The sequence below is a fragment of the Methylobacterium sp. 092160098-2 genome, assembly GCF_028920805.1.
GTDB classification, from domain to species: domain Bacteria; phylum Pseudomonadota; class Alphaproteobacteria; order Rhizobiales; family Beijerinckiaceae; genus Methylobacterium; species Methylobacterium fujisawaense.
In genome coordinates, this window is record NZ_JAQPZJ010000002.1 from 865,787 (window position 1) to 891,361 (window position 25,575).

The 25,575-nt window shown below is 68.1% G+C and carries 27 protein-coding genes; 9 read left to right on the top strand and 18 right to left on the bottom strand.

Annotation, left to right across the window (positions count from 1 at the left end):
- Nucleotides 1–147 precede the first annotated feature (147 nt).
- Nucleotides 148–1,491 carry an IS1380 family transposase gene (locus tag PQI07_RS29785; RefSeq protein WP_274926133.1) on the bottom strand — a complete coding sequence of 448 codons (1,344 nt, stop codon included), beginning with the start codon at nt 1,489–1,491 and terminating at the stop codon, nt 148–150.
- A gap of 166 nt (nt 1,492–1,657) precedes the next feature.
- Between PQI07_RS29785 and PQI07_RS29790 the strand changes: the two genes are divergently transcribed.
- Both PQI07_RS29790 and PQI07_RS29795 read left to right on the top strand, forming a co-directional pair.
- Nucleotides 1,658–2,416 carry a hypothetical protein gene (locus tag PQI07_RS29790; protein ID WP_274928509.1) on the top strand — a complete coding sequence of 253 codons (759 nt, stop codon included), beginning with the start codon at nt 1,658–1,660 and terminating at the stop codon, nt 2,414–2,416.
- Between the two features lie 185 nt (nt 2,417–2,601).
- A complete protein-coding gene (locus PQI07_RS29795) occupies nt 2,602–3,363 on the top strand; it encodes a hypothetical protein (protein ID WP_274928510.1) in 762 nt (253 codons plus the stop codon).
- Between the two features lie 112 nt (nt 3,364–3,475).
- Here PQI07_RS29795 and PQI07_RS29800 read toward each other — a convergent pair whose 3' ends face one another.
- From PQI07_RS29800 to PQI07_RS29830, 7 genes are all read right to left on the bottom strand, one after another.
- On the bottom strand, nt 3,476–3,919 hold the full coding sequence (locus tag PQI07_RS29800) for a hypothetical protein (protein WP_274928511.1): 444 nt from the start codon (nt 3,917–3,919) through the stop codon (nt 3,476–3,478).
- A 180-nt stretch (nt 3,920–4,099) separates the two neighbouring features.
- Nucleotides 4,100–4,342, bottom strand: a complete 243-nt coding sequence (locus PQI07_RS29805; RefSeq protein WP_274928512.1) for a hypothetical protein — start codon at nt 4,340–4,342, stop codon at nt 4,100–4,102.
- Between the two features lie 97 nt (nt 4,343–4,439).
- The gene (locus PQI07_RS29810; protein WP_274928513.1) at nt 4,440–4,919 is read right to left on the bottom strand and encodes an SMI1/KNR4 family protein; all 480 of its coding nucleotides are present in this window, start codon (nt 4,917–4,919) and stop codon (nt 4,440–4,442) included.
- Between the two features lie 10 nt (nt 4,920–4,929).
- Nucleotides 4,930–5,928 carry an HNH endonuclease gene (locus PQI07_RS29815; protein WP_274928514.1) on the bottom strand — a complete coding sequence of 333 codons (999 nt, stop codon included), beginning with the start codon at nt 5,926–5,928 and terminating at the stop codon, nt 4,930–4,932.
- 165 nt (nt 5,929–6,093) lie between these two features.
- Nucleotides 6,094–6,594 carry a hypothetical protein gene (locus tag PQI07_RS29820; protein ID WP_274928515.1) on the bottom strand — a complete coding sequence of 167 codons (501 nt, stop codon included), beginning with the start codon at nt 6,592–6,594 and terminating at the stop codon, nt 6,094–6,096.
- Nucleotides 6,595–6,602: 8 nt separating this feature from the next.
- Entirely contained in the window at nt 6,603–8,936 is a 2,334-nt protein-coding gene (locus PQI07_RS29825; RefSeq protein WP_274928516.1) for a Tex family protein, read from the bottom strand.
- 61 nt (nt 8,937–8,997) lie between these two features.
- A complete protein-coding gene (locus tag PQI07_RS29830) occupies nt 8,998–9,693 on the bottom strand; it encodes a hypothetical protein (RefSeq protein WP_274928517.1) in 696 nt (231 codons plus the stop codon).
- Nucleotides 9,694–9,890: 197 nt separating this feature from the next.
- Here PQI07_RS29830 and PQI07_RS29835 point away from each other — a divergent pair, with 197 nt between their 5' ends.
- Genes PQI07_RS29835 through PQI07_RS29845 form a run of 3 tightly spaced genes read left to right on the top strand, consistent with a single transcriptional unit; the run spans nt 9,891 to nt 13,198 of the window.
- Nucleotides 9,891–10,958: a hypothetical protein gene (locus PQI07_RS29835; protein WP_274928518.1), complete on the top strand. Its 1,068-nt coding sequence runs from the start codon at nt 9,891–9,893 to the stop codon at nt 10,956–10,958.
- Between the two features lie 36 nt (nt 10,959–10,994).
- Nucleotides 10,995–11,873 (top strand): hypothetical protein, encoded by an 879-nt coding sequence (locus PQI07_RS29840; RefSeq protein ID WP_274928519.1) that lies wholly within the window; start codon nt 10,995–10,997, stop codon nt 11,871–11,873.
- An 8-nt stretch (nt 11,874–11,881) separates the two neighbouring features.
- Nucleotides 11,882–13,198, top strand: coding sequence for an ADP-ribosylglycohydrolase family protein (locus PQI07_RS29845; protein WP_274928520.1), 1,317 nt, complete (start codon nt 11,882–11,884; stop codon nt 13,196–13,198).
- Between the two features lie 164 nt (nt 13,199–13,362).
- On the opposite strand, the gene PQI07_RS29850 is transcribed toward PQI07_RS29845, so the two are convergent.
- Nucleotides 13,363–13,785 (bottom strand): hypothetical protein, encoded by a 423-nt coding sequence (locus tag PQI07_RS29850; RefSeq protein ID WP_274928521.1) that lies wholly within the window; start codon nt 13,783–13,785, stop codon nt 13,363–13,365.
- A gap of 261 nt (nt 13,786–14,046) precedes the next feature.
- Here PQI07_RS29850 and PQI07_RS29855 point away from each other — a divergent pair, with 261 nt between their 5' ends.
- Entirely contained in the window at nt 14,047–14,538 is a 492-nt protein-coding gene (locus PQI07_RS29855; protein WP_274928522.1) for a hypothetical protein, read from the top strand.
- A 27-nt stretch (nt 14,539–14,565) separates the two neighbouring features.
- Here the strand turns inward: PQI07_RS29855 and PQI07_RS29860 are convergent, their stop codons facing one another.
- The 5 genes from PQI07_RS29860 to PQI07_RS29880 all read right to left on the bottom strand — a co-directional run bounded on the left by PQI07_RS29860 (nt 14,566) and on the right by PQI07_RS29880 (nt 18,665).
- Nucleotides 14,566–14,895 (bottom strand): hypothetical protein, encoded by a 330-nt coding sequence (locus PQI07_RS29860; protein WP_274928523.1) that lies wholly within the window; start codon nt 14,893–14,895, stop codon nt 14,566–14,568.
- Nucleotides 14,896–15,121: 226 nt separating this feature from the next.
- Complete coding sequence (locus PQI07_RS29865; RefSeq protein WP_274928524.1) at nt 15,122–15,691, bottom strand: TadE/TadG family type IV pilus assembly protein; 570 nt, start codon at nt 15,689–15,691, stop codon at nt 15,122–15,124.
- The gene (locus PQI07_RS29870; protein WP_274928525.1) at nt 15,691–16,281 is read right to left on the bottom strand and encodes a TadE/TadG family type IV pilus assembly protein; all 591 of its coding nucleotides are present in this window, start codon (nt 16,279–16,281) and stop codon (nt 15,691–15,693) included. The genes PQI07_RS29865 and PQI07_RS29870 overlap by 1 nt, the downstream gene beginning before the upstream one ends.
- Nucleotides 16,278–17,819 carry a TadE/TadG family type IV pilus assembly protein gene (locus PQI07_RS29875; RefSeq protein WP_274928526.1) on the bottom strand — a complete coding sequence of 514 codons (1,542 nt, stop codon included), beginning with the start codon at nt 17,817–17,819 and terminating at the stop codon, nt 16,278–16,280. The genes PQI07_RS29870 and PQI07_RS29875 overlap by 4 nt, the downstream gene beginning before the upstream one ends.
- A gap of 51 nt (nt 17,820–17,870) precedes the next feature.
- Entirely contained in the window at nt 17,871–18,665 is a 795-nt protein-coding gene (locus PQI07_RS29880) for a hypothetical protein (protein WP_274928527.1), read from the bottom strand.
- An 80-nt stretch (nt 18,666–18,745) separates the two neighbouring features.
- Here PQI07_RS29880 and PQI07_RS29885 point away from each other — a divergent pair, with 80 nt between their 5' ends.
- On the top strand, nt 18,746–19,207 hold the full coding sequence (locus tag PQI07_RS29885) for a hypothetical protein (RefSeq protein ID WP_274928528.1): 462 nt from the start codon (nt 18,746–18,748) through the stop codon (nt 19,205–19,207).
- Nucleotides 19,208–19,255: 48 nt separating this feature from the next.
- Here the strand turns inward: PQI07_RS29885 and PQI07_RS29890 are convergent, their stop codons facing one another.
- Nucleotides 19,256–19,561 carry a hypothetical protein gene (locus tag PQI07_RS29890; RefSeq protein ID WP_274928529.1) on the bottom strand — a complete coding sequence of 102 codons (306 nt, stop codon included), beginning with the start codon at nt 19,559–19,561 and terminating at the stop codon, nt 19,256–19,258.
- A 270-nt stretch (nt 19,562–19,831) separates the two neighbouring features.
- Between PQI07_RS29890 and argS the strand changes: the two genes are divergently transcribed.
- Nucleotides 19,832–21,559, top strand: coding sequence for an arginine--tRNA ligase (gene argS / locus PQI07_RS29895; protein ID WP_274928530.1), 1,728 nt, complete (start codon nt 19,832–19,834; stop codon nt 21,557–21,559).
- A gap of 17 nt (nt 21,560–21,576) precedes the next feature.
- Here the strand turns inward: argS and PQI07_RS29900 are convergent, their stop codons facing one another.
- A complete protein-coding gene (locus PQI07_RS29900; protein WP_274928531.1) occupies nt 21,577–21,972 on the bottom strand; it encodes a response regulator in 396 nt (131 codons plus the stop codon).
- A gap of 248 nt (nt 21,973–22,220) precedes the next feature.
- On the opposite strand from PQI07_RS29900, the gene PQI07_RS29905 reads away from it, so the two are divergent.
- On the top strand, nt 22,221–22,463 hold the full coding sequence (locus tag PQI07_RS29905; RefSeq protein ID WP_274928532.1) for a hypothetical protein: 243 nt from the start codon (nt 22,221–22,223) through the stop codon (nt 22,461–22,463).
- A gap of 279 nt (nt 22,464–22,742) precedes the next feature.
- Here the strand turns inward: PQI07_RS29905 and PQI07_RS29910 are convergent, their stop codons facing one another.
- Nucleotides 22,743–24,245 (bottom strand): hypothetical protein, encoded by a 1,503-nt coding sequence (locus tag PQI07_RS29910; protein WP_274928533.1) that lies wholly within the window; start codon nt 24,243–24,245, stop codon nt 22,743–22,745.
- An 84-nt stretch (nt 24,246–24,329) separates the two neighbouring features.
- Nucleotides 24,330–25,295, bottom strand: a complete 966-nt coding sequence (locus tag PQI07_RS29915; RefSeq protein WP_274928534.1) for an SIMPL domain-containing protein — start codon at nt 25,293–25,295, stop codon at nt 24,330–24,332.
- Nucleotides 25,296–25,575 lie beyond the last annotated feature (280 nt).

The following is a 25,575-nucleotide window of genomic DNA, read 5'->3' on the forward strand; positions in this document are numbered from 1 at the left end:
TCTTATTCACCGGGGCTTGGCTGACGCCGTGTTTTGGGCTGATGGCGCGCGGGATCGCGCGTCCACTGTGACGCGTATGGATTCGGAACGTTGCGTCGGTGCTTGAGGGATAGGAGCGGGTTCGTCGGGGCGTCTCGGCCCCGCCGTTCAAGCGGGGGCTGGGACGAGCGCGGTCGCAAGGTGGCGTAGCAGGTCGGCTTCCGGACACGCCGCGGCGAAGGCGAGGCGGACGCGGGCAGCGGTCTCGCGGATCCGAGCGCCGAGCTTGAGCAGCCGGAGGCGGATCGTCGCGAACTCGGCCCTGGCGAGGCGATGGGCCGCCGGGATGGCGTCTCGCACGGTGAGCATCAGCCAGTAGGCCGCGGTGTGCAGGACGAGTCGCATCTGGTTGGCGGCCGGGTGCCGGCAGGAGGTGCGGTCGGAAGCGAGCTGGCCCTTGTGCAGCTTGATCAGGTTCTCGGCCTGGCCGCGGGCGCAGTAGAGTTCGGCGTAGAGCCATTCCGGCGTACCGGTGGCGATGTTCGTGACCACGAAGCGGATGTCGAGGCCGAGGCGGGTCGCCTCGATGCGGGCGGCGACGCGGCGCTGCTGCCGCCAGGACTTGGCGGCGTGGGTGGTCTCGGCAAAGCCGCGCACCGCATCCTTGTCGCCGAGGGCCCGCACCACCCGGATGTGGTCGGCGGTCGGCTCGACCTTGGCCGCGAGCGCCTTTGTGCCGGTCAAGCCGAAGACGTAGCTGACGCTGTTGTCCTCGCACCAGTCCATCGCTTCGGGCCGCCCGTAGTGGCCGTCGCCGCGGATGGTAATCGCGGTCGTCGGCCAGTGACGGCGGATCGCCCGGACGAGCCGGCGCAGATGGCCCCGGACCTCGCGACCCGAGGGTGTCTTACCCGACCGCAGGATCATCGCGACGGGACGGCTGGTGGCGGTATCGTAGACGTGGATCGGCAGAAAGCAGCGCGCGTCGTGGTGGGCGTTGAACAGCGACAGCTGCTGCTGGCCGTGCACCACGTCGCAGGTGTCGTCGATGTCCAGGGTGACCGCGGCGGGCGGTACGACGTAGCTGGCGCAGTACACGTCGACCAGCACTCGCCCGAGCCGGATCAGGTCGCGCAGGCCGGGGGTGTTCTCCATCCGCGAGACGGTGGGCTGGCTCATCAGGTCCGCGCCGCTCTCGGGCAGGCGTCCGCAGGCGAGCTTGAAGGCGGGGTCGGCGCGCAGATGGTCGAGGTCGTCGGCATCCTCATACCCGCAGGCAATCGCCAGGATGCGGGCCAGCAGGATCTCGGGCAGCGGGTGCACGACCCGGCTCGGATCGCGTCGATCCGTGATCACGGTCGCGAGCTTCTCGGCAATGCCCAATCGCTGGGCGGCCTGGGCGAGCAACAGGACGCCGCCGTCCGAGGTCAGGCGCCCGCCGTCGAAGGCAGCTGTGAGCTTCTTGCCTCGCACGGATGGAAACGCGAACGGCAGACACGTAGGATCGGACATGGCGGGCGTGGCAGGCTCGGTGCGCGTTGAAGGCTTGGCGTCAGCACCCAATCCCTAAGCTACATCAATGCCTTACGCTACGCTCGCCACCCCAGATCCACCGTCGTGATGAATAAGACGGGCTAGGCATCGGTGGTCGGCCGCGGAGTTCACGAGGAAGCAACGGATGCCAAACGAAGCACTCATTCAGCACCATCTCCGGGATCACAGCCTGGAGAACGAGAACCTCGCCGGGATCGTTGCCTGCGCGACGTCGAACGGCGACGACACCTATCTGGGCGAGTTCGTCGAGGACCTGGGCCGGGCGCCCTGGTTCCGCGCGATCGTCGAGCGCTGGCCGATGCTCGGCTCGGAGATCTGGTCCTCCCCGGAGATCATGGAGGCGCAGCCGAACCTGGAGCAGGCGCGTACGATCCTCCTGCGGGACGGAGCCAGCCGCTCCAATTCGAATTCCAGCAACTCCATGCTGCATCCGGTGGACTCCGCCGTCCTCGATTGGCTGGAGGGCCGGCGCTGGACCACGGCGGCCGCCGTCGAGACGACGCTGCCGATCGCGATCGATGCGCTGCGCGTCCTTGGACCGGAGGCGCTTCCGGCGACGGAGGAGGACTGGGATCGGATGGTGCGGGCTCTCGACGCCGCCTCGACCGTCCTCGATCAACTCGGCTCGCGGCCGGCTCAGATGCTCGGTGCCGGAGGCCTGCGCAATCTGATGGCCGTTGCGGAAGCCAGAATGGACCCGTCGTCGCCGGGCGAAGTCGACGGCGACCTCGCGGGCGAGATTGCCCGCTTCGCCTTCGGTCCCGCCGGCGACGACCTTGTCGACGATCTCAAGTCGGACGGCGACCGTGCGGTCTACGCGGAGGCCGTCGAGCGCATGCCGATCCCGGCTCAGGTCGCAAGGCTTCAGGCACCGGGCGCGTAGAGGCCGAACGGACCGGGACCGCCGCACGAACGACGATCCCGGTCTTGCCAAAGGGCAAAAGTCGCCGATCGATGGGTCGCGGCGCTTCCGGTTCCACCGGATTTTCCGTCCCGAAATTTCAGAGCCGGCCGCCGTCCGGTGCTAGGCATCGGAAGTCGGCCGCGGCGATCACGAGGAAGCAACGGATGCCAAACGATAGATTTATCCAGCACCGCCTCCGAGACCATAGTTTGGAGAACGAGAATCTCGCCGAGATCGTCGCCTGCGCGACTTCGAACGGCGACGACACCTATCTGGGTGAGTTCATCGAGGACCTGGGGCGGGCACCCTGGTTCCGGGCGATCGTCGAGCGCTGGCCGATGCTCGGCTACGCGATCTGGGCGTCGCCCGAGATCATGGAGTCGGAACCGACCGTGGAAGAGGCGCGCGCAATCCTCCTGCGGGATGGAGCCAGCGGGGCCGGCGAACCTTACGACGGCGACGCCGTGCTGCATCCGGTCGATCCGGCCGTGCTCGATTGGTTGGAAGGCCGCACCTGGATCACCTACGCTTCGATCGACAGGACGCTCCCGACGGTGATCGACGCGCTGCGCGTTCTTGGACCAGACGCGCTCCCGGCGACCCAGGAGGAGTGGACCACGATGGTTCGCACGCTCGATGCTGGGGCCAACGTCCTCGGCCAGCTCGGATCGCGGCCGGTCGAGATGCTCCAGGCCGATGGATTGCGCAACCTGATGGCGCTGGTTTCCGCCAGGATGGAGCTGAAGTCCTCGGACAGCGTCGACTTCGATCTGACCGTAGACATCGCTCGGTGCGCCTTCGGTCCGGCCGGCGAGGGGCTCGTCAACGACTTGAAGACGGACACCGACAGGGCCGTGTTCGCCGAGACGGTGGCGCGCATGCCGATTCCGCGGGCGGCCGAAACGGTTCGGGGACCGCGCGCGTAGCGGGCGGACTCGCCGGAATCTTCGCACGAGCGGCGGTCCCGGCCTTGTCGAATCGCAAAAGTCGCCGGTCGAAGGCTCGCCGCGCCGCCGAATGAAGTCGGCTTCGAAAGGATCAGAAGGAGCGGCGCACCGTCGTCCCGCGAAGCCATCGACGCGACCGCGATGGTGGAAGCGAAGGCGTGCGGACGATCAAAACCGGCAGGGCTTCCGCCAACTGCAGCCAGGTCTCGTCCGGCACGTTCCGGATACGCTCCGACACCGTGCTCTGCTGCTTCATCAGGAAGGCATCGTGCCCCAGGCGGCCCTTTCTGGCACTGCATTGGTGGCAGGTAGGCACCTCGTTGTCGATCGTTGCGCGCCCGCCGGCCGCCTTCGGCGTCTTGAGCGTGACGCACAGGAAGCGGTGCCCCGGAGGCGGGACGTAGCTTCCCCCACTCGACGGGAGGACGTTCTCGTCGTCGCACAGTGGGATCCGGCAATAGGTGCAGAAGCCGCCCGTCAAATCGAAGGCGTGCTGTCTGCGTGACGTCCGCATCATGTCGCTGTTCCCGGACATGCATGGAATCCTGTCAAGATGGACGTCGGCTGCAGGGTGTCAATCCTTCCGCTCCTGAGCATCAGGGCGGCGGCGTTGCCCCCGAATGAGATGCTGAGCTCCTCCGCTCCTTTGGACGTGTCGGAACCTCGCGGATGTCCCGATTCGTCACCGACTCGGGACATCCAGGTCAAACCCCAGTCAGCGCAGGGTGGGAGCGTGGGCAGCCTCAATGTCGACACCACGCCAGCCGGGCCGGGCCTCGTCCATGAGCTCCACGTAGCGCTCCTCCGTGATCTCGCGCTCTATCGATTCCGGATACAGCCACCCCTCGTTCCCGTGCTCGTCCCGTACCTTCACCTTCACCCGGCCGAGCTTGAGGATCTCGTAGATGCTGACGTCGCCGTTCTTCAGGCCGTTGTCGAAGACCGCGACCGCCTTCATCCCTTTTCGAACGGACTCCAGACGCATCGTACCAATCACCGTTATGTGTTGATGGATTCCAGGCGCTCAGGCTGTTCCATGCTTGGCGGCACAATCATCACGCGGCTGGAAAGGAGGCCGGCCGCTCTCCGTCGTCCATGACAGCATCCATCATGGCATCGAACGAACCCGCGATTGGCACCACATCACCACCGCCATCGCCGAAGCGAACGAGCACGATCGCCGGATCAGAGGTGCACGACCTGTAATCGAAGGCGAAGCCCCATCCGTTCGCAGCTTCCGAGAAGAATATCAGGCCCGGATATTCCTCTGCATAGGCATCGTTTGCCTCTGCTATGGACCACCCGGACTCCTCCTGCCCCACGAAACGGTATAGCTGACCAATGCCGATGATGTCGTAACCGGTCGAGCGTCTTGCATCAGGGAAGGCTACTGCCGATGGGCTGGGCAACGACCCGTCATTTGCGGACGCAATAGCCTTGAACGATGCTGGAAGCTCGACACCTTTCATCCGCTCGAATTCGTCTATTGCGGAAGAATCGATCTGATCACCGTATTTCCACTTTATCTTTTTCATGGTTATTACCCTACTTTATGCGACATCTGTTCAGCCACCACCCGCCGACGTGTCGTGCACCCTGGTGGATCTTCGTCTTTACCAGCTGCATTCGGGCCGGGTCTTGATGGTGATGCCACGTGAGATCCGGGATCCTTATCTCTCCTTCCATGATTGCTGCAAGCTGCTGCTTGTTGAACTTCGCCGTATACCCAGCATTACCTGCGGCAACCTGCTGGGCGTGTAGGCCGGTATAGCTCTGCTCCTCGATCAGGATCTTCTTGAGTTCCAATGTGGCAAGTCGCATCTGCTCGTTGGACGTCACCCCCGGCGCGAAAAAGGCTGACCGATCCGGGACACGCAGATCAATCAACGCGTACTTGTCGAAGATGGGCAAGCCGCGAGTGTCGAACGGGACGTTATTCACTACCAGCCCGCTGGGCGAAGCCGCAGCCTTGGTGACGTTCGGCTTGCCCAGCGGAGGTACCGTATCGGATTGGACCACGGGACCGCTGCCGCCGGCGCTGTCCGGAAGGCCGGCCGGGCCTTGGAACCGCAGACCAAGATCGTCGAGGATCTCTCGCGCCTTATAGGGGCCGTCACGTGGTCTGCAGTCGTCGTCATCGTTCGGATCTGGATCCGGAGTACCGGCTGCTACGAATTCCTGGATCTTGGCCTCGATCCGACTCTGCTCGAGGCCGAGCATGCTGGCGACCTGGATCGCCCGCGGAAAGAGGGACGGGTCTTCGATGATGCGCCTCGACAAGGAGATATAGACGGCACGTGGTCCAAGAATCCGGTGCGCGGCCAGCAGGCGGGATAGCCCCGAGACAGCTACTTCGCCCAGCTGGGCACTGCGCAGTGCCAGATTGGTCTCCACGAATGCGGACCCCGCAACGACCGCCCAGTCGGCGGCGGCGGCACCGGCGGCGACTTTGCCGAATCTGCCGAGCAGGCCCGCATTCGAAGGAGCCGAGCAGGCAAAGACGGAGAACAAGCCGATTATGATAGTCGCAGCCAGTTGCCGCATTATTCAGTTCTCCCACGAGAGGAGAACCTTCGCCTGAAACTCACTGCATCTGAATTTCGCGGGTAGTTCGAATTTTAGCTGATCTGAGATCCGATGGCGGGATAAAGGAGTGAGACTATAGTCGGTTGCATTCGAACATGCGGTTCGACGCTCGCCTCATGCCTTTCACCTCTTCCGCGCGACGAGCGCGCAGCCGAGCCGCTTGGCCTTCCGGTAGGCGTTCGCTTCCCCCGCCTCGTCCCCCGCCTTGACGGCCTTCCTCATCTCGGCGGCGAAGCCGGTGCAGCTGGCGTAGTCGATCGACTGTCCGAGGGTCGGACAATGGCCGTCGGGCAGGCGCTCCCGGGGGCACACGACGCCGAAGGTGGCGCCGTCGTACGAGCCGTATTCAGCCGAGCGCGGCGGCTCGACCGGGATCTGGACCTGACACCCGCGGGTTCTCAGCTGCCGGTAGGCTGCGGCCCGTCCGGCCGCATCGCCCGCCCCTTCGGCCCGATCGAGTGCGTCGAGGATGCGGATGCAGGCGGGGTCGGGATCGCCGCCCTTGATCCACGTGTCGCCCAACAGCCGCCCGACGGCCCGCTCGCCCGCCAGGACGGAGGGAGCAATCGACAGTCCAGCCAGGGCGATGCCGATCCCGAACGCGAGCCTTCTCGTCGTACCCATCGTCCTCCTCACGCGCGACGCCCCGTCCGATCGGCGGCCCGGCGGAAGGCGTCCGCCAACATGCCCCCGCTGTCGGCACCCGGAGCCACGATCGGCTTCGACTGCATGCGCCTCGGGTCGACGCGCCCGCCTCCCGGACGCGGCCCTCCGGTCGGCTGCGAACGATCGATCGGATCGTCGAGGCGCATCGAGAGGCCGATCCGCTGGCGGGGGACGTCCAGCGCCACCACGAGCACCCGGACCACGTCGCCGGCCTTCACCACCTCGGCCGGCGAGGAGACGCGCTTCCTCGACATCGCCGAGATGTGCACGAGGCCGTCCTGATGGACGCCGACGTCCACGAAGGCGCCGAAGGCGGCCACGTTCGTGACCACGCCCTCGAGCTGCATGCCGAGCTTCAGGTCCGTGATCTTCTCGACGCCCTCCTGGAAGGTCGCGGTCTTGAAGGCCGGCCGGGGATCGCGGCCGGGCTTCTCGAGCTCTGCGATGATGTCGCGCACGGTGGGAATGCCGAACCGCTCGTCGGCGAACGCCGGCGGCGAGAGCCTCTTCAGTGCCGCGCCGTTCCCGATCAGGACCTGGATGTCGCTCTTCGTCGCCTCCAGAATGCGGCGCACGACCGGATAGGCCTCCGGGTGCACGCCGGAGCGGTCCAGGGGGTCGTCGCCGCCCTGGATCCGCAGGAAGCCCGCGGACAGCTCGAACGTCTTCGGCCCGAGGCCCGGCACGTCCCGGAGCCCTGCGCGGGTGAGGAACGGCCCGTTGACGTCGCGATGGGACACGATGCTGGCGGCCACCGCCTCGCCGAGCCCGGAGACCCGGGCGAGCAGCGGCGCGGACGCCGTGTTCACGTCGACGCCCACGGCGTTCACGGCGTCCTCGACCACGGCCGCAAGGGAGCGGGAGAGCTTGTACTCGCTGACGTCGTGCTGGTACTGGCCGACGCCGATCGACTTCGGGTCGATCTTCACGAGCTCGGCCAGGGGATCCTGCAGCCTGCGGGCGATCGAGACGGCACCCCGGTGCGAGACGTCGAGCCCGGGCAGTTCGCGGCTGGCGATCTCGGAGGCCGAATAGACCGAGGCGCCGGCCTCGGAGACCGAGACCTTCACCATCCTGAGTTCGGGGTTCGCGGCGACGATCTCGGCCGCCAGCTTGTCGGTCTCGCGCGACGCGGTGCCGTTGCCGACGGCGATCAGCTCGACCCTGTGGAGACGGCACAGGCGGCCGAGCGTCGCCACGGTCTCCTGCCAGCGGCGCTGCGGCTCGTGCGGGTAGGTGGTGTCGACGGCGACGACCTTGCCGGTCCGGTCGACGACGGCGATCTTCACGCCGTTCCGGTAGCCGGGATCGAGCCCCAGGGTGGCGCGGCCGCCGGCGGGCGCCGCCAGCAGCAGGTCCTTGAGGTTCGAGGCGAACACCTTCACGGCGTCGTCCTCGGCCTTCTCGAACAGCCGGGTACGGAGGTCGAGCTTGATGCCGGAGCGGATCTTCGTGCGCCACGCCCAGCGCACCGCGTCCAGCAGCCAGCGGTCGCCCGGGCGCCCCTTGGCCGCGATGCCGTGCCGGCTGCAGATGGCGAATTCGAACGGTCCCGGGGAGCCGGCGACGGACTCCTCGCCTTCCGCGCCGAGCTCGATGTCGAGGATCTCCTCCTTCTCGCCCCGGAAAAGGGCCAGGATGCGATGCGAAGGCATACTGGACAGCGGCTCGCTCCAGTCGAAGTAGTCGGAGAACTTGGCGCCCGCCGCCTCCTTGCCCTGGCGGACCCTGGATGCGGCCGTGCCCGTGCGCCAGAAGTCCTCGCGCAGGCGGCCCACGAGATCCGCATCCTCGGCGAAGCGCTCGGTCAGGATGGCCTTGGCTCCGTCCAGCGCCTCGTCGACGCCGGGCACGCCCTTCGCCTCCGAGACGAAGGCCTCCGCGGCCTTGCGCGGATCGTCCACGGGACGGACGAGCAGGGCGTCGGCCAGGGGTGCGAGCCCCGCCTCGATGGCGATCTGCGCCTTGGTCCGGCGCTTCGGCTTGTAGGGAAGGTATATGTCCTCCAGGCGCGCCTTCGTGTCGGCGGCGGCGATCGCCACGGTCAGTTCCGGGGTCATGCGGCCCTGGCTGCGGATGCTCTCGACGACGACCGACCGGCGGTCATCGAGTTCGCGCAGGTAGCCGAGACGCTCCTCCAGGAGCCGGAGCTGCGCATCGTCGAGCTGCCCGGTCGCCTCCTTGCGGTAGCGGGCGATGAAGGGGACGGTCGCTCCCCCGTCGAGCAGATCGACGGCGGCCGCAACCTGGGCCTCCCTCACGCCGAGCTCGCCGGCGATGCGGTGGTTCACCGATTTCATGGAAACTCCAGCCTGATGGCGATGGGCGACGCGGCCGCCGCCCGGATGGTGACGTGTCCGATCAGATCGACGGCGCCGGCGCCCGCGGCAGCAGTCGCGCCACCGTCGCGGACAGCTCCTCGAGGGATGTCCGTCCGAACGCGGCCAGATGGGCGTCGGTCAGCGGCACGTAGGCGGCGACGGTCAATCCCCAGGCGCTCTCGACGTCCTCCCCGCTGGGTTCCACGACGCTCCAGGGCTCGCCGGCGAAGTGGTAGAAGCCGACCGCGGTCGGATGCGCGGCGCCGTCGAGACCGCACTGCCGGGCGGTCCGGAGGTCCTCGCGCCCGGGCGAATGCAGGTAGGGGCCGATCGAGTCGACCACGAAGGCCGCGCCCTCTCCGTCGACGTAGAGGATGCCGTGGTCGGGCCGGCTGCGCACGACTTCGGTCTCGACCGCCTCCTCGACGTGGCTCCAGGCGAGCTGCGCGAAGCCCGGCGACGTCACCTCGACCAGATCCGCGAGCGAGCGGGCCACGAGCGACGGCACCCCCTCCGGCGAGACCGCGACGGACACGCCGCCGAAGGCGACGTAGCTGCCGACCCCGGGTAGCGTCCTCGGTGCGCAGCCGAGAAGGAACGCCGAATCCTCCTCGAGCGCGGCGTCCTCGAAGCGGAGCGCGATCGGCGGAGAGAGTGCGCCCGGGATCGCTCCGTCCACGATGCGGCAACGGAGGTCGACCCCGTCCTTGGCTTCGACGACGACGATGGCGTGCATGGATCGGCATCTCCGGCCGGCTCTCCGTCGGCATGGACGGTCCGGCATTCGTTCCTTCGAGGATTGACCGATCCTCCGCAGACCGCAACCCCGCGGGTTCATCCTCGGCCGATCGAGGGCGATGGGCTTTACGTCTGCGTGAAGGAATGAATAATCGTCGCCGCCGCCGTCCCTGGACGGTCCCGCCGGACTTTCAGATGCACGCGCAGCCCGACTTCCACTCCTTCATGATCGCGACACGGGCGGCGAGGCTCGACGATAACCCCGAAGCGTGGATGGCACACGAGGCCGAGGCGGGCGACTACACGCCAGAGGAGATCTGCGCCGGCGCGGTGTACTATTCGGATCTGGCCGGCATGCGGGCGGACCGGGATCTGCGGCTTCTGCTCGGCCGGTGTCTCAGGGCGGGCGGCGGGCTCGTCCGCAATCTCGATCCGGACATGCGCCCGAAGCCGTTCCGCGCCGCAGTCGTGGATCTGATCAACCCGCTGCCGTCATGGCCTTGGCCGCTCTCGGTGGACCAAGCCTTCGAAGCCTACCGCTGGATGGTGGAGACGCACGAGGAGCACGGGGACATGGCCTCCAAGATGCGGGCCTGGGGGTACCTCTTCAACAGGAACGAGACGGTCCGGGACGGCGTCTGGGGCGTCCGGCCGATCCGGTCGATGGCGGATCTCAAGGAGCGCCTACAATCCGTGGTCCTGCTCCCCCCGCGCGGAAGGCGGGACGTCGAGTGGCGCCGTCGCATCGACCTCCTCGTCGACCGCTCGCTCCTCGTGGGCCGGCCGGCATCCGGCCCCTTCGCCGACCATCGCGATCTGGGCTGGGGCGACGAGTATGAGATCGGGGCCGATCTCGACCGCATGGGCGTCGGGACGGAGGGCGTACAGACGGCCTTCGAGCCGAAGCCGGTTCCGGAGGACCATCCCGCGTACGATCCGGCCCGGCGCTACGACCGGGTTCTGGGCCTGCGCATCGACGTCGATCCGTCGGCGGGCTTCCGCATGGCCCTGCGCACGACCACCGTGCCCGAGCAGTCGCGAGGTCCCGAGGACTACGCCCACTTGGTCGTCGCCGCGAGCCGGCCCGGGGAGACGTTCGTCCGGACCCTGGCCCGCGCCAGGGACGTCTTCGATGCCGTCGTGCACGGCATGGGCGACAGTTGCGATCTCGGCGACCTCGACCCCGCGTCGCTCGCGCACCTCGCCGGCGAGATCGGGGCGCTCGGCATCGCGCCCGCCGGCGCGCCGCGGCCGACCTCCTGACCTCGCCTACCCGACACCTCCGCCCGGGAGCGCCCCTTGTCCCACGCCCTCCAGTACATGCTGCACGAGAACCCGCTGCCCGACCTGCGGGCCAAGGGGATTCTGCTCCGCAAGACTTTCAAGGTGCCTCTGATCGAGCTGCTGCGCCCGGACGGCTACTGGCCGCAGCCGCTGTCGATCGAACAGGCGTTCGAGACCCTCCGCTGGATGGCGACGACGGGATCGAGCAAGCCGGAATTCACCTCGCAGCTGCAGTGGGGTCGCGCGGGCATCAACGACCTGCTGACAGGCGGCAGCGGCCTCGGCCATGGCTACGTCGAACCCATCTCCTCGATCGAGGATCTCCGCAGGCGCTTTCACTTCGCCATCCTGTCGAGGGCGGCCAGCAGAGGACAGGAGTTGTGGCGGAGCGAGTTCGGCATCCGGCCCGAGGGCACCGTCACGGTGCCGTATCCCACCTACAAGCCGTTCGCCGGCCTGCCGCACCTCGGGTGGTCGTCGGAGGCCGAGATCATGGGGGACATCAAGCGTCTGACCGTGGAGTCGGCCGGCACGCCGATGGCGGTCAACCTCAACGGCGTCTACGAGGATTGTCAGACGCTTCACGGCGTCCGGATCCGCGTCGCTCCGGAAGGCTTCGCCTTCGACATCCGCTACGGGAACACGCATCCGTCCGAGCGCGGAAGCAGCTGGGACGACAGGATCGCCTGCACGCGCGAGGGGGAGAGCTTCCTGCAGACGTTCGCCCGGGCCAGGACGGTCTTCGACTGCCTCGTCCACGGGCACGCGAATGCCCCGGACCTCGGCGACATGGTCCGCCACTTCAGGCCGGAGCTCGTCGTCGATCAAGTCGAGGCCATCATGGAGCGGGCGGCCGTCGCCGAGCCGACAACCGCCGGCCCGGCCTGCAGGTAGGGCGGGCCATGCTGGGGGCCATCGTCGGCGACGTCGTCGGCTCGACGCGCGAATTCCACCCGATTAAGACGAAGGCGTTCGAACTCCTCGTCGACGACAGCCACTTCACCGACGACACGGTGCTCACCATCGCGGTCGGCATGGCGATCACCGGCGGCCTGGATCTCGCGGCCACGCTGCGGGACTATTCCAGGCGTCACGTCGTCAGCTACGGCATGGCCTACTGGGCCTGGGTCCGGGATCCGTCGATGGGTCCGTACTCGTCCTGGTCGAACGGCGCCTCGATGCGCGTCTCGTCCGCCGCATGGCTGGCGTCGGATACGCGGGAGGTCCTCCGTCTGGCGCGCCGGTCCGCGCTGCCGACCCATGACCACCCGGAGGCGATCCGGGGTGCGGAGGCGGTCGCGCTGGCCATCCATCTCGCCCGCGCCGGGTGGCCGGCCTCGCGCATCCGGGAGATCGTAACCCGCATGTCGGGATACGATCTGTCCGGATCCGTCGACGACCTGAGGCCATCGGCGGAGTTCGAGTGCAAGACCTGGATCTCGGTTCCACGGGCGATCGTGTGCGCTCTCGGATCGACATCCTTCGAGGACGCGATCCGGAATGCGGTCTCGCTCGGCGGCGACGCGGATACGGAGGCAGCCATCGCCGGAGCCATAGCCGAGCCTCTCCACGGCATCGATGCGGCACTCGTCGAAGCCGTCGTCCGCCGGCTGCCGGATGATCTACGCGCCGACCTCCATGCTCTACGAGCCGAGTCGGCACCGGCCGTGGCCGACCCGGGCCTTCTGGCCGCCCTGCCCGGCTGGGATCCGGATTGCGTGCGGAGATGGCAAAGCCGCTTCGACACGGCCGATCCGCCGGCCGCGGCCGTCGCGGAGGTCGCAGCCGATGGACGACGAGGCGGCTTTCTTCGCCGCCTGAGAGGGCTTCTGGGCTTCTCATCCGTCGAGGTCGATCGAGTTCCCGTCATGCCCCCGGAGGCCGAAGTGGGCAGAGCGGCAATGGCCGCCTTCGTCCGGATCAGACGCTCCTACGGTTGCCGGGAGATGGCTGTCCGAGAGGCCGCGAGGCAGGTTCTTCGGACCGGCACGCCCTTCGCCCAGATCTCGGCTCTTCTGGTGGCGGTGGCCGTCCTCGAAGAGGCCGAGGGAGGCGATCCCATGTCTGTCCTCAGCATGGACGAGGTCGCCATTCCGCAATCCGCCCTCGAGCTCCGCAGAGGGATCGCGGCCTATGCCGACACCGAGATGCTCGATTTGGAAGATGTCCTGATGCAGGCCGGCCATGGCCTTGCAGAAGTTCGGTCCCGGCAATCCTAGCTGGGCTTCCCGTCGGCAGGACGATCCCGGACCTGCCGTTGGCGGCCGCGACGTTCCGTTTCGACCACGGAGACCGCTTCGAAATCAGCGAAAGACCGACCGTCCGCAGCATGCAGTCGATATCGGCCGCAGAGTAGAGCTCGACCGCACCATGACCGCGGCGATCAACCCTTGCGCTTCGTTCCGTGTTGCGATGCTCGCCGGACCGCATTCTTCACTTGGCAGAATGCGATCAGAGAGCCGTACAACGAACCCCTTTGCCCGGCATACATGTCGAGACAATGCTTCAGCTCTCGCTGGTAGACCTTCCGCTGGGACGCGCCGTACCTCGGGAGGAAATGCCGTTCGCACTTCTCGCGTACCGCTGCACCGACCGGCCCGTCGGACAAGCCGCCCCCTGAGCACAAATTCATGATCTCGTAGGCGCGGCCACAGCTCGGAGCGCGCCCGACGGCCTCCACCGTGCCATCGATGCCCAGGCCGATCGTCGGGCAGATCGGACCGGACGGTTCCGAGGTCTGCGCCAGGACCGGACCGGTCGTGCCGGCGCAAACCGCCACGACGACGGCCATGGAGACGAGCTTCATCGGATCGATCCTGGAGCGGGACATGCCCGAACCCTTGCATTGTCGCCAACGGCGACTTTCGAAGTGGTGAAGCCGGCGCCGTCGCCTGTATCCGACCCATCGCCGAACACCTCGATGTGGCCATCGTCGACGGCGCGCATCGCGAACGCCGGCGTGGTCCCGAAACCGATCGCCTCGGGTCCATCCGCTCCGGTCGACCGGCTTGGCCTAAGCCCGGAGCCGGTCTACGACGGTCCCTCGATTGCGGGCGAGACCATGCGAATGCATTACATCCGTCGGGGCGCTGCTCCCGCACTGGCGCTCGTGCTCGCCGCATCCTGGATCTCGCCGTCGAAGGCCCAGACCCAGTCCGAGCCCCCCGTGTCGTATGACGGCGGCGCCTGCGGCGGCGTCATGAAGGTCCAGGACGCGAAGATCCGCTGCAACAAGGGCTTCAGGATCTCCTCGGAACTCTACGACGGTCCATCGACCATCGTGCTGAGCGGCAGCACTCCCAAGTCGACCTACCTGTTCCGGCTGATCTCTCCCCGGAAATACGGCCTGAGGGGCGACGACGGCTTCGTCTCGCAGATGTCGATCGACGAAGTCGAGACCACCGTCGACAGCCGCAAACCGGTCAGGACCAAGTCGATCGGCGCCTGCACCTATCGGATCCTGAGGGACGTCGAAGGAAGCCTGCGCTGCAACGTCATGACCGAGGACGGCGATGTCGTCGACGTGTCCGTCACCGGGCGCTCGAAGGAGCCAAGGTAGAGGCCGCCTTCGCTCCCGCGGCCCGCATCACTTGCCCTTTCGCTGCCAGCGTCCGTCGTAACCGACGCCCGCCCCGCATCCGATGAAGGCGTCATCCGGCTTCACCAGCGCGCCACCCTTGGCGAACGTGATGGACAAATTCGGCTTGCCACCGCTCCGATCGTCCTGGATCACCAGCATCGCCTGGAGGCCTGCCGCGCCCGACACGCGTCCGGCCGTCTCCTCGACGGCGTCGAGATCGCAGTCGTGGTCGTTCGCGCCATTGATTGTCCGTATCGACACCTTCAGGGGCCGTGCCGCCGACATGCAGCCCAAGGCCTTGCTCGTCTCGCAGGCGGAGACGTCGGTCACGACCATCGTCCCGGTCGTCTTGCCGGACTTGTAGGTGTAGGTCCCCACGGCCTGCGCCGAGGCTTCGGTCGGAGCGGAAAGGCAAAGGCAGGCCAGCGCCGTGCAGACCGCGCCGGTCCTCGATCGATGTCCCATGCCGTTCCTCCCTGCGCCTGGCGGTGGTACGCCTCGAGGCATCCCATTCGATCCGACATCACGGGCGATGTCGATGCCACCTACGCCGCCCGCACGGTCACGCGCAGGGTTTGCCGTCGGGCAGAACGATCTCGGGCTTGCCGTTGTACGTCGTCCCCTTCCGGATCGGCCACGTGATCGCATAGCTGAACGTGTAGTTCCTCAGTCCCGGCAGGATGCTGAACAGCGGCTTGTAGGGAAAGGTCACCTCCGCCATCACGTAGCGCGATTTGGCCTCCTGGCTGGCGGCTGGTGCCGGACCGATGATGGAGTTCACGTTCCTCGGCGTCGCACTCCGGGCCTTGCTGGAGCAGACTTTCGAGACGAACCCGGTTCCGTCCGCGTAGACGCCGACCGCGGACAGGACGACACCCATGCCGGTCGTGTCGTACGGACGCGTGACCGCTGCGCCGGCGGCGTAGACGTCGTCGAGTGATCCGAGGTTCTGGCGGCTGATCAGGTCGGCCATCGTCCGGGCGGACCGGGCCAGCCTCTGCCCCGTCATGACCGCGCGGGGGATCTCGACCGACGCCAGCATCACCAGGATCATGATCGGGGCGATCAGGGCGAACTCGACCGCACCCGCCCCCTCCGCCGATCGGCGGAAGCGCGTCCAGGCGCCACGCATCAGCAGGACCCCGCGGGATACGGCTCCGAGCGGAAGATCGCTGTCGAGACCAGGAGCTGCCTCCCGCCGGGCATCGCCTGTCCGGACGGGAACAGGAGCGAGAAGTACAGGGGCGCGGGGATGGCCGCGGTGATGCTCACGACCGCGTCGCCTGTCGGGCATGCGAACGTCTTACCGAAGGCCGGATCCCAGTTCTTCTGCTTGGGGTCGTAGGGCTGCGCCTGGGTCGCGGAAGCGAAGGTGGTCGAGCTCGTCACGTCGAGCCTGAGGTCGGCGCAGCCCCCGAACACGAGGGTCCTGCAGATCAGGCTCCGCATCCGGTCCGGCGGCGGCGTTCCATCCGCCTGCATCTGGAACTCGCCGGTGAAGAGCGCCCGGGCTGCCCGGTCGACGCCGTCGTCCAGCGACTGCTGCGTGAGGATGTGCAGACCCGCCTGGAACACCATGGCCATGATCGCCAGGAACGGGAGCCCCAGCATGGCGAATTCGACGGCGGCGGAGCCCCGCGCGTCGCCTCGCAACGCGTCGAGGCGGAGGGCTGCCCGGCATGCGACGTCGCGGAGCCGTCCGGTCGAGACGGGGCCCGTCATTTCGCGATCCTGAGTTCGTTGATCTGGGAGCCGATCGAGGCAAACACGTCGTTCAGCGCGCTCGAGTTCTGCACGTCGTAGAACATGTCCGGCGACGTCGCGCAGTCGCGGAGCATGTCGCTGGTTCCATCCGAGACCTCGACCCGAACGGTGAAGATCTGGATGCCGGCCTTCTTCATGTTCGCGCACAGCTGGGCGGTTCGGGCGTCCATGTATCGTGTGCGCGTGGCGTTGTCGTAGGACGTCGTGCCGATACGGTTGTTCCAGATGAAGCCGATGCCGGAGTAGTAGGACTGGTTGTCGGCCGACGACGGCGCGCTCTGGTTCTGCCCGTCCGTCATCAGGACCACGTACTTGCGGGTCTTCTCGTCGGTGTAGGACGCCCCGTCGGAGAAGGGCGCGTTCGGCGAGAGGACGTGCCAACCCCACATCAGGCCGGTGGCGATGTTCGTGTCTCCGATCACCGTCATGGCGGTGACGGCATCCGTGACCGCGGCCTTCGTCGTCGTCAGTCGGGTCAGCGGCTGGATCTCGCACCCGGAATTCGGGCCGTAGCGATACCCGGTGTTGGACTGGGTCGCGCTCGACGAGGTGGCGATCCGGTTGGCGCCATACTTCGCGGTCTGCCCCTGGCGTGTACGGTCGTTCGAGCTCTGGCCGCGCGTACCGCTCGGGTAGTCGACCATGTAGTCGTTGACCGCATCCCGATCGAGATCGCTCTCGTCGGGGGCGAAGAACGGCACGTAGAGAGTGTCCGGGGTCGCCGTGGTCGGGGGGCTCTCCTGGACGTCGTAGGGGGTGGGCCGCGTCTCGACGCAGCCGCCCCAGGCGACGCGCATCTTCCCGAACAGGGAGAACCGGTTCGCGGTCGCATCCTTCACCGCGAAGATCTCCTTGTGGATCGACGATCTCGCGTCCGTGTCCATGAAGACCGAGTTCGCATAGTTCGACCCGACGTTGACCGTCATCGAGAACGGCACCACCGCCATCTTGAGCGAATTCGGCTTGGCCGGGTCGACCTCCTTGAACATCGACTCGACGAGGGACGTGGCCGCGCTCTTGAGGTTCGCGAGCTTGGCGCCCTTCATCGAACCCGTGTTGTCGAGCACGAGCGCCACCTCGAGGTTGCCGCTGCCTCGGCGGGCGACGGCGCTGACGTCGATCGGCATCTGCCGGAAGCCGGCGATTGCAGTCAGGGTCGTCTGCGTGTTGCCGAGGATCCCGACCCGGATGGTGTCGCCGTCGCGTTTGGCCGTCACGGACACGTTCCGAAGCCGGCGGTCCGACAGGAGGGCCTTCACCTGCGCGTCGGCTCTCGACTGCAGGTCCTGGTCGCTCGTGCTCGTCGACAGCTTCGCCAGCGTGAGGACGGTGGCGTCGACCGCGTTCTGCGCCTTCTGGCGCACGGCGATGTTCGTTCCGTAGTCGATGCCCATGCCGCTGACCATCACGAACGGAACCATCGCCAGGGCGAAGATCGTCGCGAAGTTGCCATCGGTATTGGTTCGAAAGCGGACAAACGTGCCTTCGCGAAGCATTCCGTTCCTTCCTCTCGGAACGTGTATGCTACCCGAGGTGTGATCAGCGTCTTAACGGAATGTACGCATTCCACTCGGCGCGACCCTATACAGGCCTGCGCCGATCCTCCGCGTCATGGGACGTGCGTTCCGACACGGATCATTCCGCGTCGCATGCCTCGGGATCGCCTCGGCCCGCGTCGTGATCGGGTCGCCGTCGGATCTCATGCACTCGGCGAGCCAAAGATCGGGATCCAGGGCGGTGACCGCGGCTCCCGCGGCGCCCAACGCAGCCCTCGTCCAGACATGCCCCTTCGCGGCCGCGCCTTCGTCGCAGGCGTCGATCCCGCCCGTGCCTTCATACCGACGCGCGGTCTTACCGAGCGTTCCGTCGGGCCTCCTGCGCTCCTCAAGGATCCAAATCTCGCCGCCGCCTGTCCGCACATGCTGCATCAGGAGCCAGACGCTGCCGGCCGGCAGCACGGAGACGAGATCCCTCCCTCCGGACCGCGTCTTCTCGAAGAGGGCGTCGCAGGCTTCGGGTGAAGCCGACAGTTGGGCACCTTCGTGCGCGCCCAGCGACTCCAGAACCTTGCGGCGAGCCTCGGTCATGCCGCCCTGGTCGGCGACGACATGCTTCGCCGTCGCCTCGATCTCCGCGTTGTCGCGCCGCCAGCGCTCCAGAAGCTTCGGATCGGCACGCCGGCGGATCCAGCGGCAGGTGGAGAAGGCGTAAGACGTGATCTCCTGCTGGCGGAGCGCCTCCATGGCGGCAGCGCGCTCCTCGACGACGGTTGCCGCACGAGCGCCCGAGGCGGCGAGAAGGAGTGCCGCGAGGGCGGCGGTGGTCGCGATGCGAAGGGTCATGCCGGATCGAAGCAATGGGGTGTTCCGGATTTCGCCGATCTGTCGCATCCTGTCGAGACCCTCGACGAAGGAACCAAGCAATGTCCCCTACCGCCGAAGTAGACGCCGTCGCCTCCGGAGTGGAGCAGGCCCGTAAGGCGGCCCTGACGTTCGGCCTCAACCATGCCGGCATCGACTATCTGGTCTCGACCCGGATGGCGCTGGACGAGTTCGAGCGCGAAGCGGGGTACGAAGGCGATCGCGCGACCCAGATCTGGCAGCTTCTCGTGTCGGTCGACGATCTGCGCGTGTCGGAAGGCCGGACATGGCAGGACGTGTTCGTCTCGGGCGATGCGTCGGCCAAGCCGGACGCAAGAAATCTTGTCCGGGCGCTCCACGGGCTCTGCCTCGACGAAGGCATCGATTTCGGCGAACTGCTCCGCTCGATCGACGCGGACATAGACCATATGCGCGAAGGCCGCTCGGCGGACTGGCCGGGGCCGACGGCGATCGACGCGTTCGTATGGGCCATCGAAGGGCCGCGGTCGCCCGCGCCGCGCTGATCGGACGGCTTCGTGCGGGTGCCGTGCGGCGACGGCGCCTGCGCCCGCCTAGTGGAAGGCGTGCATGGACAGCGCGTGGCTCGGCTGCGGCTCCCTGTCTGTCAGCTTTTCGCCGTTCATGAACACGACCTGCCGCGGGTTGGGGTCGAAGGACACGAAGTAGCCGATGCCGACCCCAGGCCGCCCCACCGATCCCATCACGGTGCCCGGTGTGCCGTCGGGGTACGTGTCGTTGGGCCGGGACGCGGTCTTCCAGACCCGGGTTTCGTTTGGGATCGCGCCGGCCGCCTGTCCGGTGCTGAAAGCGCCGTCGTAGCCGGGATGATACCGAGGCTCGTCGATGTCGTCGTCCATCGCTTCATCCTCCCGGTGGATCTCGCCCGCAAGGTTTGCCGAGGCGGCCGCTCCCCGTCAATCCGCCGCAGTCCGAAGGGGCGACGTGACGGGAGGCGTCGCGGCGTTGACGCAAGCAATGGGACTTCTCCGGTTGCCACTCGAAGGCATCGAAGCTAGCGTCGCAACATGACTTCGCGACAGGACCGGACCGGCATTCAGCGACGAAGGTGACCCCTCAGGTCGCCTGCCTCCGCATGCCCGTCCCACGTCCGAACGCGAGCCCATTCCATGTCCACCGTGATCCATGCGGCCGTCGAGCGCGAGCTCGACGCGGCCTTCGCCGCCCTCGGCCTGGGCGCCATCCCGGCACGCCTCGTCCCCTGCCCCGCATCCGAGATGGGCGACGCGGCCATCCAGGCGGCGCTCCCCGCCGCGCGGATCCTGCGCAAGCCGCCGATCGCGATCGCGGCCGACATTGCATCCGCGATCGAGGGCATCGCCGGCGTCGCGTCCGCGGAGGTGGCGCATCCCGGATACGTCAACCTACGGTTCGACGATCGTGCGATAGCAGCGGCGCTCATGGCGGAAGCCGGCCGGATCTGCCCTGTCGATACGCCCGAGCGGATGATCCTCGACTTCGGCGGCCCCAATCTCGGCAAGGCACTCCACGTCGGACATCTGCGCTCCTTCGTGATCGGAGAAAGCCTGCGGCGCATGCTGATCGCGGTCGGCCACGACGTGATCTCGGACGCGCATCTCGGCGACTGGGGACTGCCCTGCGGCCAGATCGTCTGCGAGATCCGGCGCCGGCACCCGGGCGCCCCCTGGTTCGAGGACGGCACCGAAGGGCCCTTTCCGAAGGAGCTTCCGGTACCGGACCAGGATCTCGACGTGCTCTATCCGGCTGCCTCCGCGGCCTGCAAGGCGGACGCCGGGCTGCTCGCGGAGGCGCGGATCATGACCGCCGCCATCCAGGCGGGGGATCCCGGGCCTGCGGCCTTGTGGGCGCTCTTCGCATCGCGGGCGAAGCTGGCCGTCCGGCGCGCGTGCGGGCGACTGGGGGTCGGATACGATCTCTTCCTGGGCGAGGCCGACGCGCAGGCGGCCGTGCCTCAGACCCTGGCCATGTTCGAGGACGCCGGCGTCGTCCGGCACGACGGAGCTGCGTTGCTGGTCGACTTGGCCGAGACGACGGACCGCAAGCCCATGCCACCGCTCGTCCTGTCCCGGGGCGACGGATCGGCCCTATATGCGACGACCGATCTCGCCACGATCCTGCAGCGGGCGCGCGATCCGAAGCTTGCCCGCGTGCTCTACGTCGTGGACGCGCGTCAGCATCTCCACTTCGAGCAAGTGTTCCGGGCCGCCGGCAAGGCCGGCTTGGCTTCCGGAGTGGCGTTCGAGCACCTGGGGTTCGGCACCGTCGACGGGCCGGACGGCAAGCCGCTGCGCACGCGGGACGGCGGCGTGATGCGGCTCGACGATCTGCTCGACGAGGCGGTCGAGAAGGCGCGGGCGGTGGCCGCGGACAAGCCGGGCGTCGACGCGCGGGCGACCGCCGAGGCCGTAGGAATGGCCGCACTCAAGATCGCCGACCTGTCGGGCAACCGCACGAACGGCTACGTGCTGGATCTGGACCGGGCGCTCGCCTTCGAGGGGCACACGGGGCCGTATCTGCTCTACGCGCTCGTGCGTCTCCGGACGCTGCTGGCCAAGGTCGAGGCCGGACCAGGCCCGGTCGTGCTCGGCCACGCAGCCGAGCGCCGGCTGGCGCTCGCGGTGCTGGGTTTCGGCCCGGCGGTCCATCGGGCGGCGGCCGGGCGGGCGCCGCACGAGCTCGTGGCGTACGGCTTCCCGCTCGCCGCCGAGCTCTCGCGCTTCTACGTCGAGTGTCCCGTCGGCTCGGAACCCGACGACGCGGTCAAAGCCTCCCGGATCGCGATCTGCCGCGCCACGGAAGGTGTCCTGGCCCGCGTGATCGATCTCCTCGGATGCGAGGTGCCGGCGGCGATGTAGGCGCCTGCGCGGTCCGCTCAGACGCCGACGCCCCTGGCTTCGAGAGCGGACCGCAACGCCCGGACGAGCACGTCCCCCGTGAACGGCTTCCGCAGGAAGTGCGCGCCCATGGGCATGTCGCCATCCGAGGGCCGGACGAGGCCGGACACGAGCAGGATCGCGATCTCGGGCCAGCGCGCCGCGACCGCCTTCGCGAGCGTGAACCCGGTCAGCGGTTCGCCTGCCAGATCGACGTCCGCGACCATCGCGACGAGCTCCGGCCTGGCGGCGAGATGTGCCTGGGCCGCCTCGACCGTTGCGGCCTCCGCGACCTCGTAGCCCGCATCCCGGAGGTTCGAGGCGGCCTCCATGAGCTGCAGCGGATGGTCTTCGACAAGCAGCACGGCGATCCGCGGCGAGAGGGCGTCCGCCATTCATCGTCTCCATGGGGGCATTCGGTCCGGTTCAAACGTGCCCGGCCCGATTGCGTTCGGATCACGAAGCCGCGGGCCAGCCTCCATCGCCGTTAACCAGGGGTAGTGTGCTTTTACGGACGCGGCCGGCGCCATTCGCGACGACTTCGGCTAGACATGAGATTTCAGTATTGTTCGCTGAAAACAAGCGTGGCAGTTAGAACTTTATTCGCGGACGGGCGTATCTCTGCCGTCCTGGAACCACCCCGATGCAATCCGACGTCCTGCTCCCGCCCTCGTGCCCCGAAACGCAACCGACGCATCAGTCGATAGCCATCGCCAACGTGCGCTGGTTCCGCTCCATGGCGTGGCGCGCGCTGCGCGACGGACGCCCCCAGGGCGAACTGCGTGCCGCCAACGCCAGAGCGGCCGCGCGCATCGTGCTGCGTCAGGCCCGGCGGGACGCGACGGTCCGGCGGATCGCGATGCGAGCCCTTGCGGGCGACGCATAGGCCTCCGCCGACCACGGACGACCTGCGCGGGGACGGCCCCACCACCGTGTGCTATGGCCCCCTCTCTTCCTGCTGAAGTGCCCGAGGTGTTCGCGACCCGCACGGCGCTGTTGCAGGCGGACACGCGTCGACAGGCGGACCCGGGCCAGTTCCCCTGCATCTGCCCGTGAAGCCTCGGTCGGGCTGTCGCGTGAGGGTCGGCGCATCAGGGGGAACTGGACACCTCGCCGCGCCGGCCCACGGCCGCTTCGATCACCCCTGCGGCTCCCCGCTCACCGGTCACGGTTGCGGCGCAGGGGACGGCGCGGCCGCCTCGACCGGGTACAGCCTGTCCTCCCGTACAACCATGACGCCGGCCGCCATAGCGGCCCCGGCGCGCGCGAGATCCTCCGCATGGCGTGGGAACCCGAACGCGAGGCGGAACCTGGACTTGAGCACGCCGAGGGCTTCGCGCAGCGCGGGATCGGAGACGACGAAGCGCTCGGCCAGGATCTCCGGCCCCGCGGGCGGATCGGGCAGCCGCCCGAGCTTGGGTGTCCGGCCGGCGTTCCAGGCCTCCGCCCGCTCGGCGTCCGCCTGCTGCGTCTCCGCGGCCTCGTCGATCAGGTCGTCGGATGCGGGGGTGCGCGCGAGGGTCCGGCCCGTCGCGGTCAGTCCCCATACGATACCCTCCATGTCGAATGGCGTGGCGACCGAAATCGCCCGCCTCGGATTCCTGGGATGGCGGTCCCGCCAGAAGACCGGCTCGATCAGGCCAGCGAGGAAGGCCTTCTCGACCCTGGCGCCGGCGACCGTCACGGGTGCGCAGGTGCGCGGGCTGATCTGGGCCGCGGGGTCTCGCGGGCGGGTGCTGGCGACGGGCAGGCCCATCGCGAGCCGCCTGAGCATCTTGAGGGTCTCCGCGTCGGCGCATGCGGCTGCGAGGACCTTCCACGAGGCCGAGAGCCGGGTCAGGCGCGCGACCGACTGGAGCAGCACGTCCACGTCGCCTTCGACTCTCCCGAGCGCCTTCTCGTCGAACACGGGCAGCTCCAGGACCGGCGTCGCGGGCGATGACGCGTCCCAACCCCGGGCCTCCGTCGCGATGCGCCATGCGGCGGCGTTGCTGCCGACGAGGTCGCCCATTCCCCTCGCCTCAAGGAGGACGCGGACCCCGTTTGGCGCCCGCTCCAGGCGGAGCTCGACGCCGAACGGCGGATCGAGCTGGAAACGCAGACGGTCCCCGCGCTCGGGGCTGCTCATGTCGGACACGCGCTTGGAGGCGCGGAGCACCGCGCGCTCCGCCTTCCATTTCGCCTCGAACGCGTCGCGCCGGGCGCCGTCGGCCAGGCGCTCGAGGTAGCGGGACCGCCATCGGCGCCCGATCTCGGACGGCTCCGGCCGCTGATCCCTGTTCCGGTGAACCTCCAGGTCGCGGAGCAGCGGCACGGCCTCCTCCAGTGTCTCGGCCGGTCGGCGATCCCTGTCGAAGCGCATCACCAGCACAGGCTGGACGGCGCCGTCGTAGTTGTACGGGCCGGATACCGCGACGACGCCGTTGCCGGCGAACTCGGCGACGGCCGCGATCCATGCGTCCCGAGCCTCCGTTCCGACCAGGGTGCGAATCGAGATCTCCGCGTCCGGCAGGCCCTCCGGGGAACGCAGGCAGTCCTCCGGACGATCGGCGCCGAGTTTGGCGAAGCGCAGGCCGCCCGGTGCGGTCCCGTCGGCGACCAGGGGCCACAGGCCGTGAAGCGAGACCTCCGCATAGTCGTCGGGGATGTCGGCCGGTTGCGTGGACATCGTGCGGTAACCCCTTCGTCGGCAGCGGCCTCTCGCGATCCTGATCCCGGTCCCGTGCCCGAGGCGTCGCACGGAGCCGGGTTGCTACTGGTCGATCTCCCAGACGACGGTCACCCGCGCCGTGACCTCGCGCGCGCCGGTCGACACCGGAGGCGCGGTCCCCAGGCGCATCGCCTGGGCGACGACGGGATCGGATCCGACCCCGCTGTCGCGGACCTCCACGATCCGTCCGACCTTGGCGCCGAGCGCGTGCACGTAGGTCGCGGCCTTCACCATCGCGTCGTCAACGGCGTCCCTGCGGGCGGCAGCCTGCGCCTTGGCGTCGTCGACCAGCCTGAACTCCGGTCCGGAGACGTCGGTCGCTCCGGCGTCGCGGGCGGCCACGACGATCTCGCCCAGGAAGGTCGGCGCGCGCGACGGCAGATCGCGGATGTCGACGGAGATCGAATTCTGGGCGAGGTAGCGGACCTTCCTCTCGGACCCGGGATCCTGGACGAGACCCGGATCGGTCTCGAGCGAGATCTGGTCGGTGGCGATCTCGTCGGGCTTCACGCCCGCGGCGGCCAGCGCCTCCTGGAGCCGGCGCGCGACCTTCGCGTTCGCCTCCATCGCGGCTCCGGCCTTCTCCGCGTAGGAGCGCACGCCGAGCCGGATGACGGCTGCGTCGGGTTTCGCGCGGAAGACGCCCTCCCCCGCCATGGTGATGCGCGCCGGCGCGACGGGATGCGCCGCGAGCGAGACCGCGCGTCTGATCTCCTCCAGGCGATTGACGCTCAATTCCGACAGGCGGCGGTCCTCGTCGCTCCCGGGCGGCGGAGTACTCCCCTGTCCGACGCTCCGATCGTCGTCGGCGTCGTCCTCGGTGTCCTCGACGGCCGCCGCGATAGGACGCGCACTCTCCGACAGCGTCTCGATGCTCGGCGACGCGGTCTCGTACGCCGGATAGCCCTCTCCTTCCCGCGGCAGGCCGGAAGCATGGGAGCCGATCATGCCGAGTATGGGCATCAACGCCACGCCGGCCAGGAGGAACGCGACCCGTCGCTGCTTCATGACTTCGACCTCGTCGGAGGGGCGCCGCCAACGCGATCGATGCGGCGGCGTCCCATCCAGGCGTCGGCGAGAAACAGGCTTTCGTCAATGGCCAGCGCCATATCCATTCCTTCCAATGCGCGCGCCCGCGAAGGAACGAGATGGACGATCGACTGGATCCGTGCCAACTCGGATGCTACCTTTCCATGGAGCTCCCGATGCAGGTCTTTCGAGGCAAGGCGCCGAAGTACATCGTCGCAGGCTTGTCGTTCCTCATGCTTCTCGGAGCGGCAGCTCCGAT

What these genes read in the sequence shown, in the direction of transcription:
- PQI07_RS29855 (WP_274928522.1), top strand. Translation starts at nt 14,047, where the DNA reads ATGCATTACATCCGTCGGGGCGCTGCTCCCGCACTGGCGCTCGTGCTC.
- PQI07_RS29865 (WP_274928524.1), bottom strand. Translation starts at nt 15,691, where the DNA reads ATGCGTGGCGCCTGGACGCGCTTCCGCCGATCGGCGGAGGGGGCGGGT.
- PQI07_RS29885 (WP_274928528.1), top strand. Translation starts at nt 18,746, where the DNA reads ATGTCCCCTACCGCCGAAGTAGACGCCGTCGCCTCCGGAGTGGAGCAG.
- PQI07_RS29850 (WP_274928521.1), bottom strand. Translation starts at nt 13,785, where the DNA reads ATGAAGCTCGTCTCCATGGCCGTCGTCGTGGCGGTTTGCGCCGGCACG.
- PQI07_RS29910 (WP_274928533.1), bottom strand. Translation starts at nt 24,245, where the DNA reads ATGTCCACGCAACCGGCCGACATCCCCGACGACTATGCGGAGGTCTCG.
- PQI07_RS29870 (WP_274928525.1), bottom strand. Translation starts at nt 16,281, where the DNA reads ATGACGGGCCCCGTCTCGACCGGACGGCTCCGCGACGTCGCATGCCGG.
- PQI07_RS29790 (WP_274928509.1), top strand. Translation starts at nt 1,658, where the DNA reads ATGCCAAACGAAGCACTCATTCAGCACCATCTCCGGGATCACAGCCTG.
- PQI07_RS29835 (WP_274928518.1), top strand. Translation starts at nt 9,891, where the DNA reads ATGCACGCGCAGCCCGACTTCCACTCCTTCATGATCGCGACACGGGCG.
- PQI07_RS29860 (WP_274928523.1), bottom strand. Translation starts at nt 14,895, where the DNA reads ATGGTCGTGACCGACGTCTCCGCCTGCGAGACGAGCAAGGCCTTGGGC.
- PQI07_RS29800 (WP_274928511.1), bottom strand. Translation starts at nt 3,919, where the DNA reads ATGTCCGGGAACAGCGACATGATGCGGACGTCACGCAGACAGCACGCC.
- PQI07_RS29805 (WP_274928512.1), bottom strand. Translation starts at nt 4,342, where the DNA reads ATGAAGGCGGTCGCGGTCTTCGACAACGGCCTGAAGAACGGCGACGTC.
- PQI07_RS29795 (WP_274928510.1), top strand. Translation starts at nt 2,602, where the DNA reads ATGCCAAACGATAGATTTATCCAGCACCGCCTCCGAGACCATAGTTTG.
- PQI07_RS29880 (WP_274928527.1), bottom strand. Translation starts at nt 18,665, where the DNA reads ATGACCCTTCGCATCGCGACCACCGCCGCCCTCGCGGCACTCCTTCTC.
- PQI07_RS29815 (WP_274928514.1), bottom strand. Translation starts at nt 5,928, where the DNA reads ATGCGGCAACTGGCTGCGACTATCATAATCGGCTTGTTCTCCGTCTTT.
- PQI07_RS29825 (WP_274928516.1), bottom strand. Translation starts at nt 8,936, where the DNA reads ATGAAATCGGTGAACCACCGCATCGCCGGCGAGCTCGGCGTGAGGGAG.
- PQI07_RS29820 (WP_274928515.1), bottom strand. Translation starts at nt 6,594, where the DNA reads ATGGGTACGACGAGAAGGCTCGCGTTCGGGATCGGCATCGCCCTGGCT.
- PQI07_RS29915 (WP_274928534.1), bottom strand. Translation starts at nt 25,295, where the DNA reads ATGAAGCAGCGACGGGTCGCGTTCCTCCTGGCCGGCGTGGCGTTGATG.
- argS (WP_274928530.1), top strand. Translation starts at nt 19,832, where the DNA reads ATGTCCACCGTGATCCATGCGGCCGTCGAGCGCGAGCTCGACGCGGCC.
- PQI07_RS29890 (WP_274928529.1), bottom strand. Translation starts at nt 19,561, where the DNA reads ATGGACGACGACATCGACGAGCCTCGGTATCATCCCGGCTACGACGGC.
- PQI07_RS29905 (WP_274928532.1), top strand. Translation starts at nt 22,221, where the DNA reads ATGCAATCCGACGTCCTGCTCCCGCCCTCGTGCCCCGAAACGCAACCG.
- PQI07_RS29830 (WP_274928517.1), bottom strand. Translation starts at nt 9,693, where the DNA reads ATGCACGCCATCGTCGTCGTCGAAGCCAAGGACGGGGTCGACCTCCGT.
- PQI07_RS29875 (WP_274928526.1), bottom strand. Translation starts at nt 17,819, where the DNA reads ATGCTTCGCGAAGGCACGTTTGTCCGCTTTCGAACCAATACCGATGGC.
- PQI07_RS29785 (WP_274926133.1), bottom strand. Translation starts at nt 1,491, where the DNA reads ATGTCCGATCCTACGTGTCTGCCGTTCGCGTTTCCATCCGTGCGAGGC.
- PQI07_RS29845 (WP_274928520.1), top strand. Translation starts at nt 11,882, where the DNA reads ATGCTGGGGGCCATCGTCGGCGACGTCGTCGGCTCGACGCGCGAATTC.
- PQI07_RS29900 (WP_274928531.1), bottom strand. Translation starts at nt 21,972, where the DNA reads ATGGCGGACGCCCTCTCGCCGCGGATCGCCGTGCTGCTTGTCGAAGAC.
- PQI07_RS29810 (WP_274928513.1), bottom strand. Translation starts at nt 4,919, where the DNA reads ATGAAAAAGATAAAGTGGAAATACGGTGATCAGATCGATTCTTCCGCA.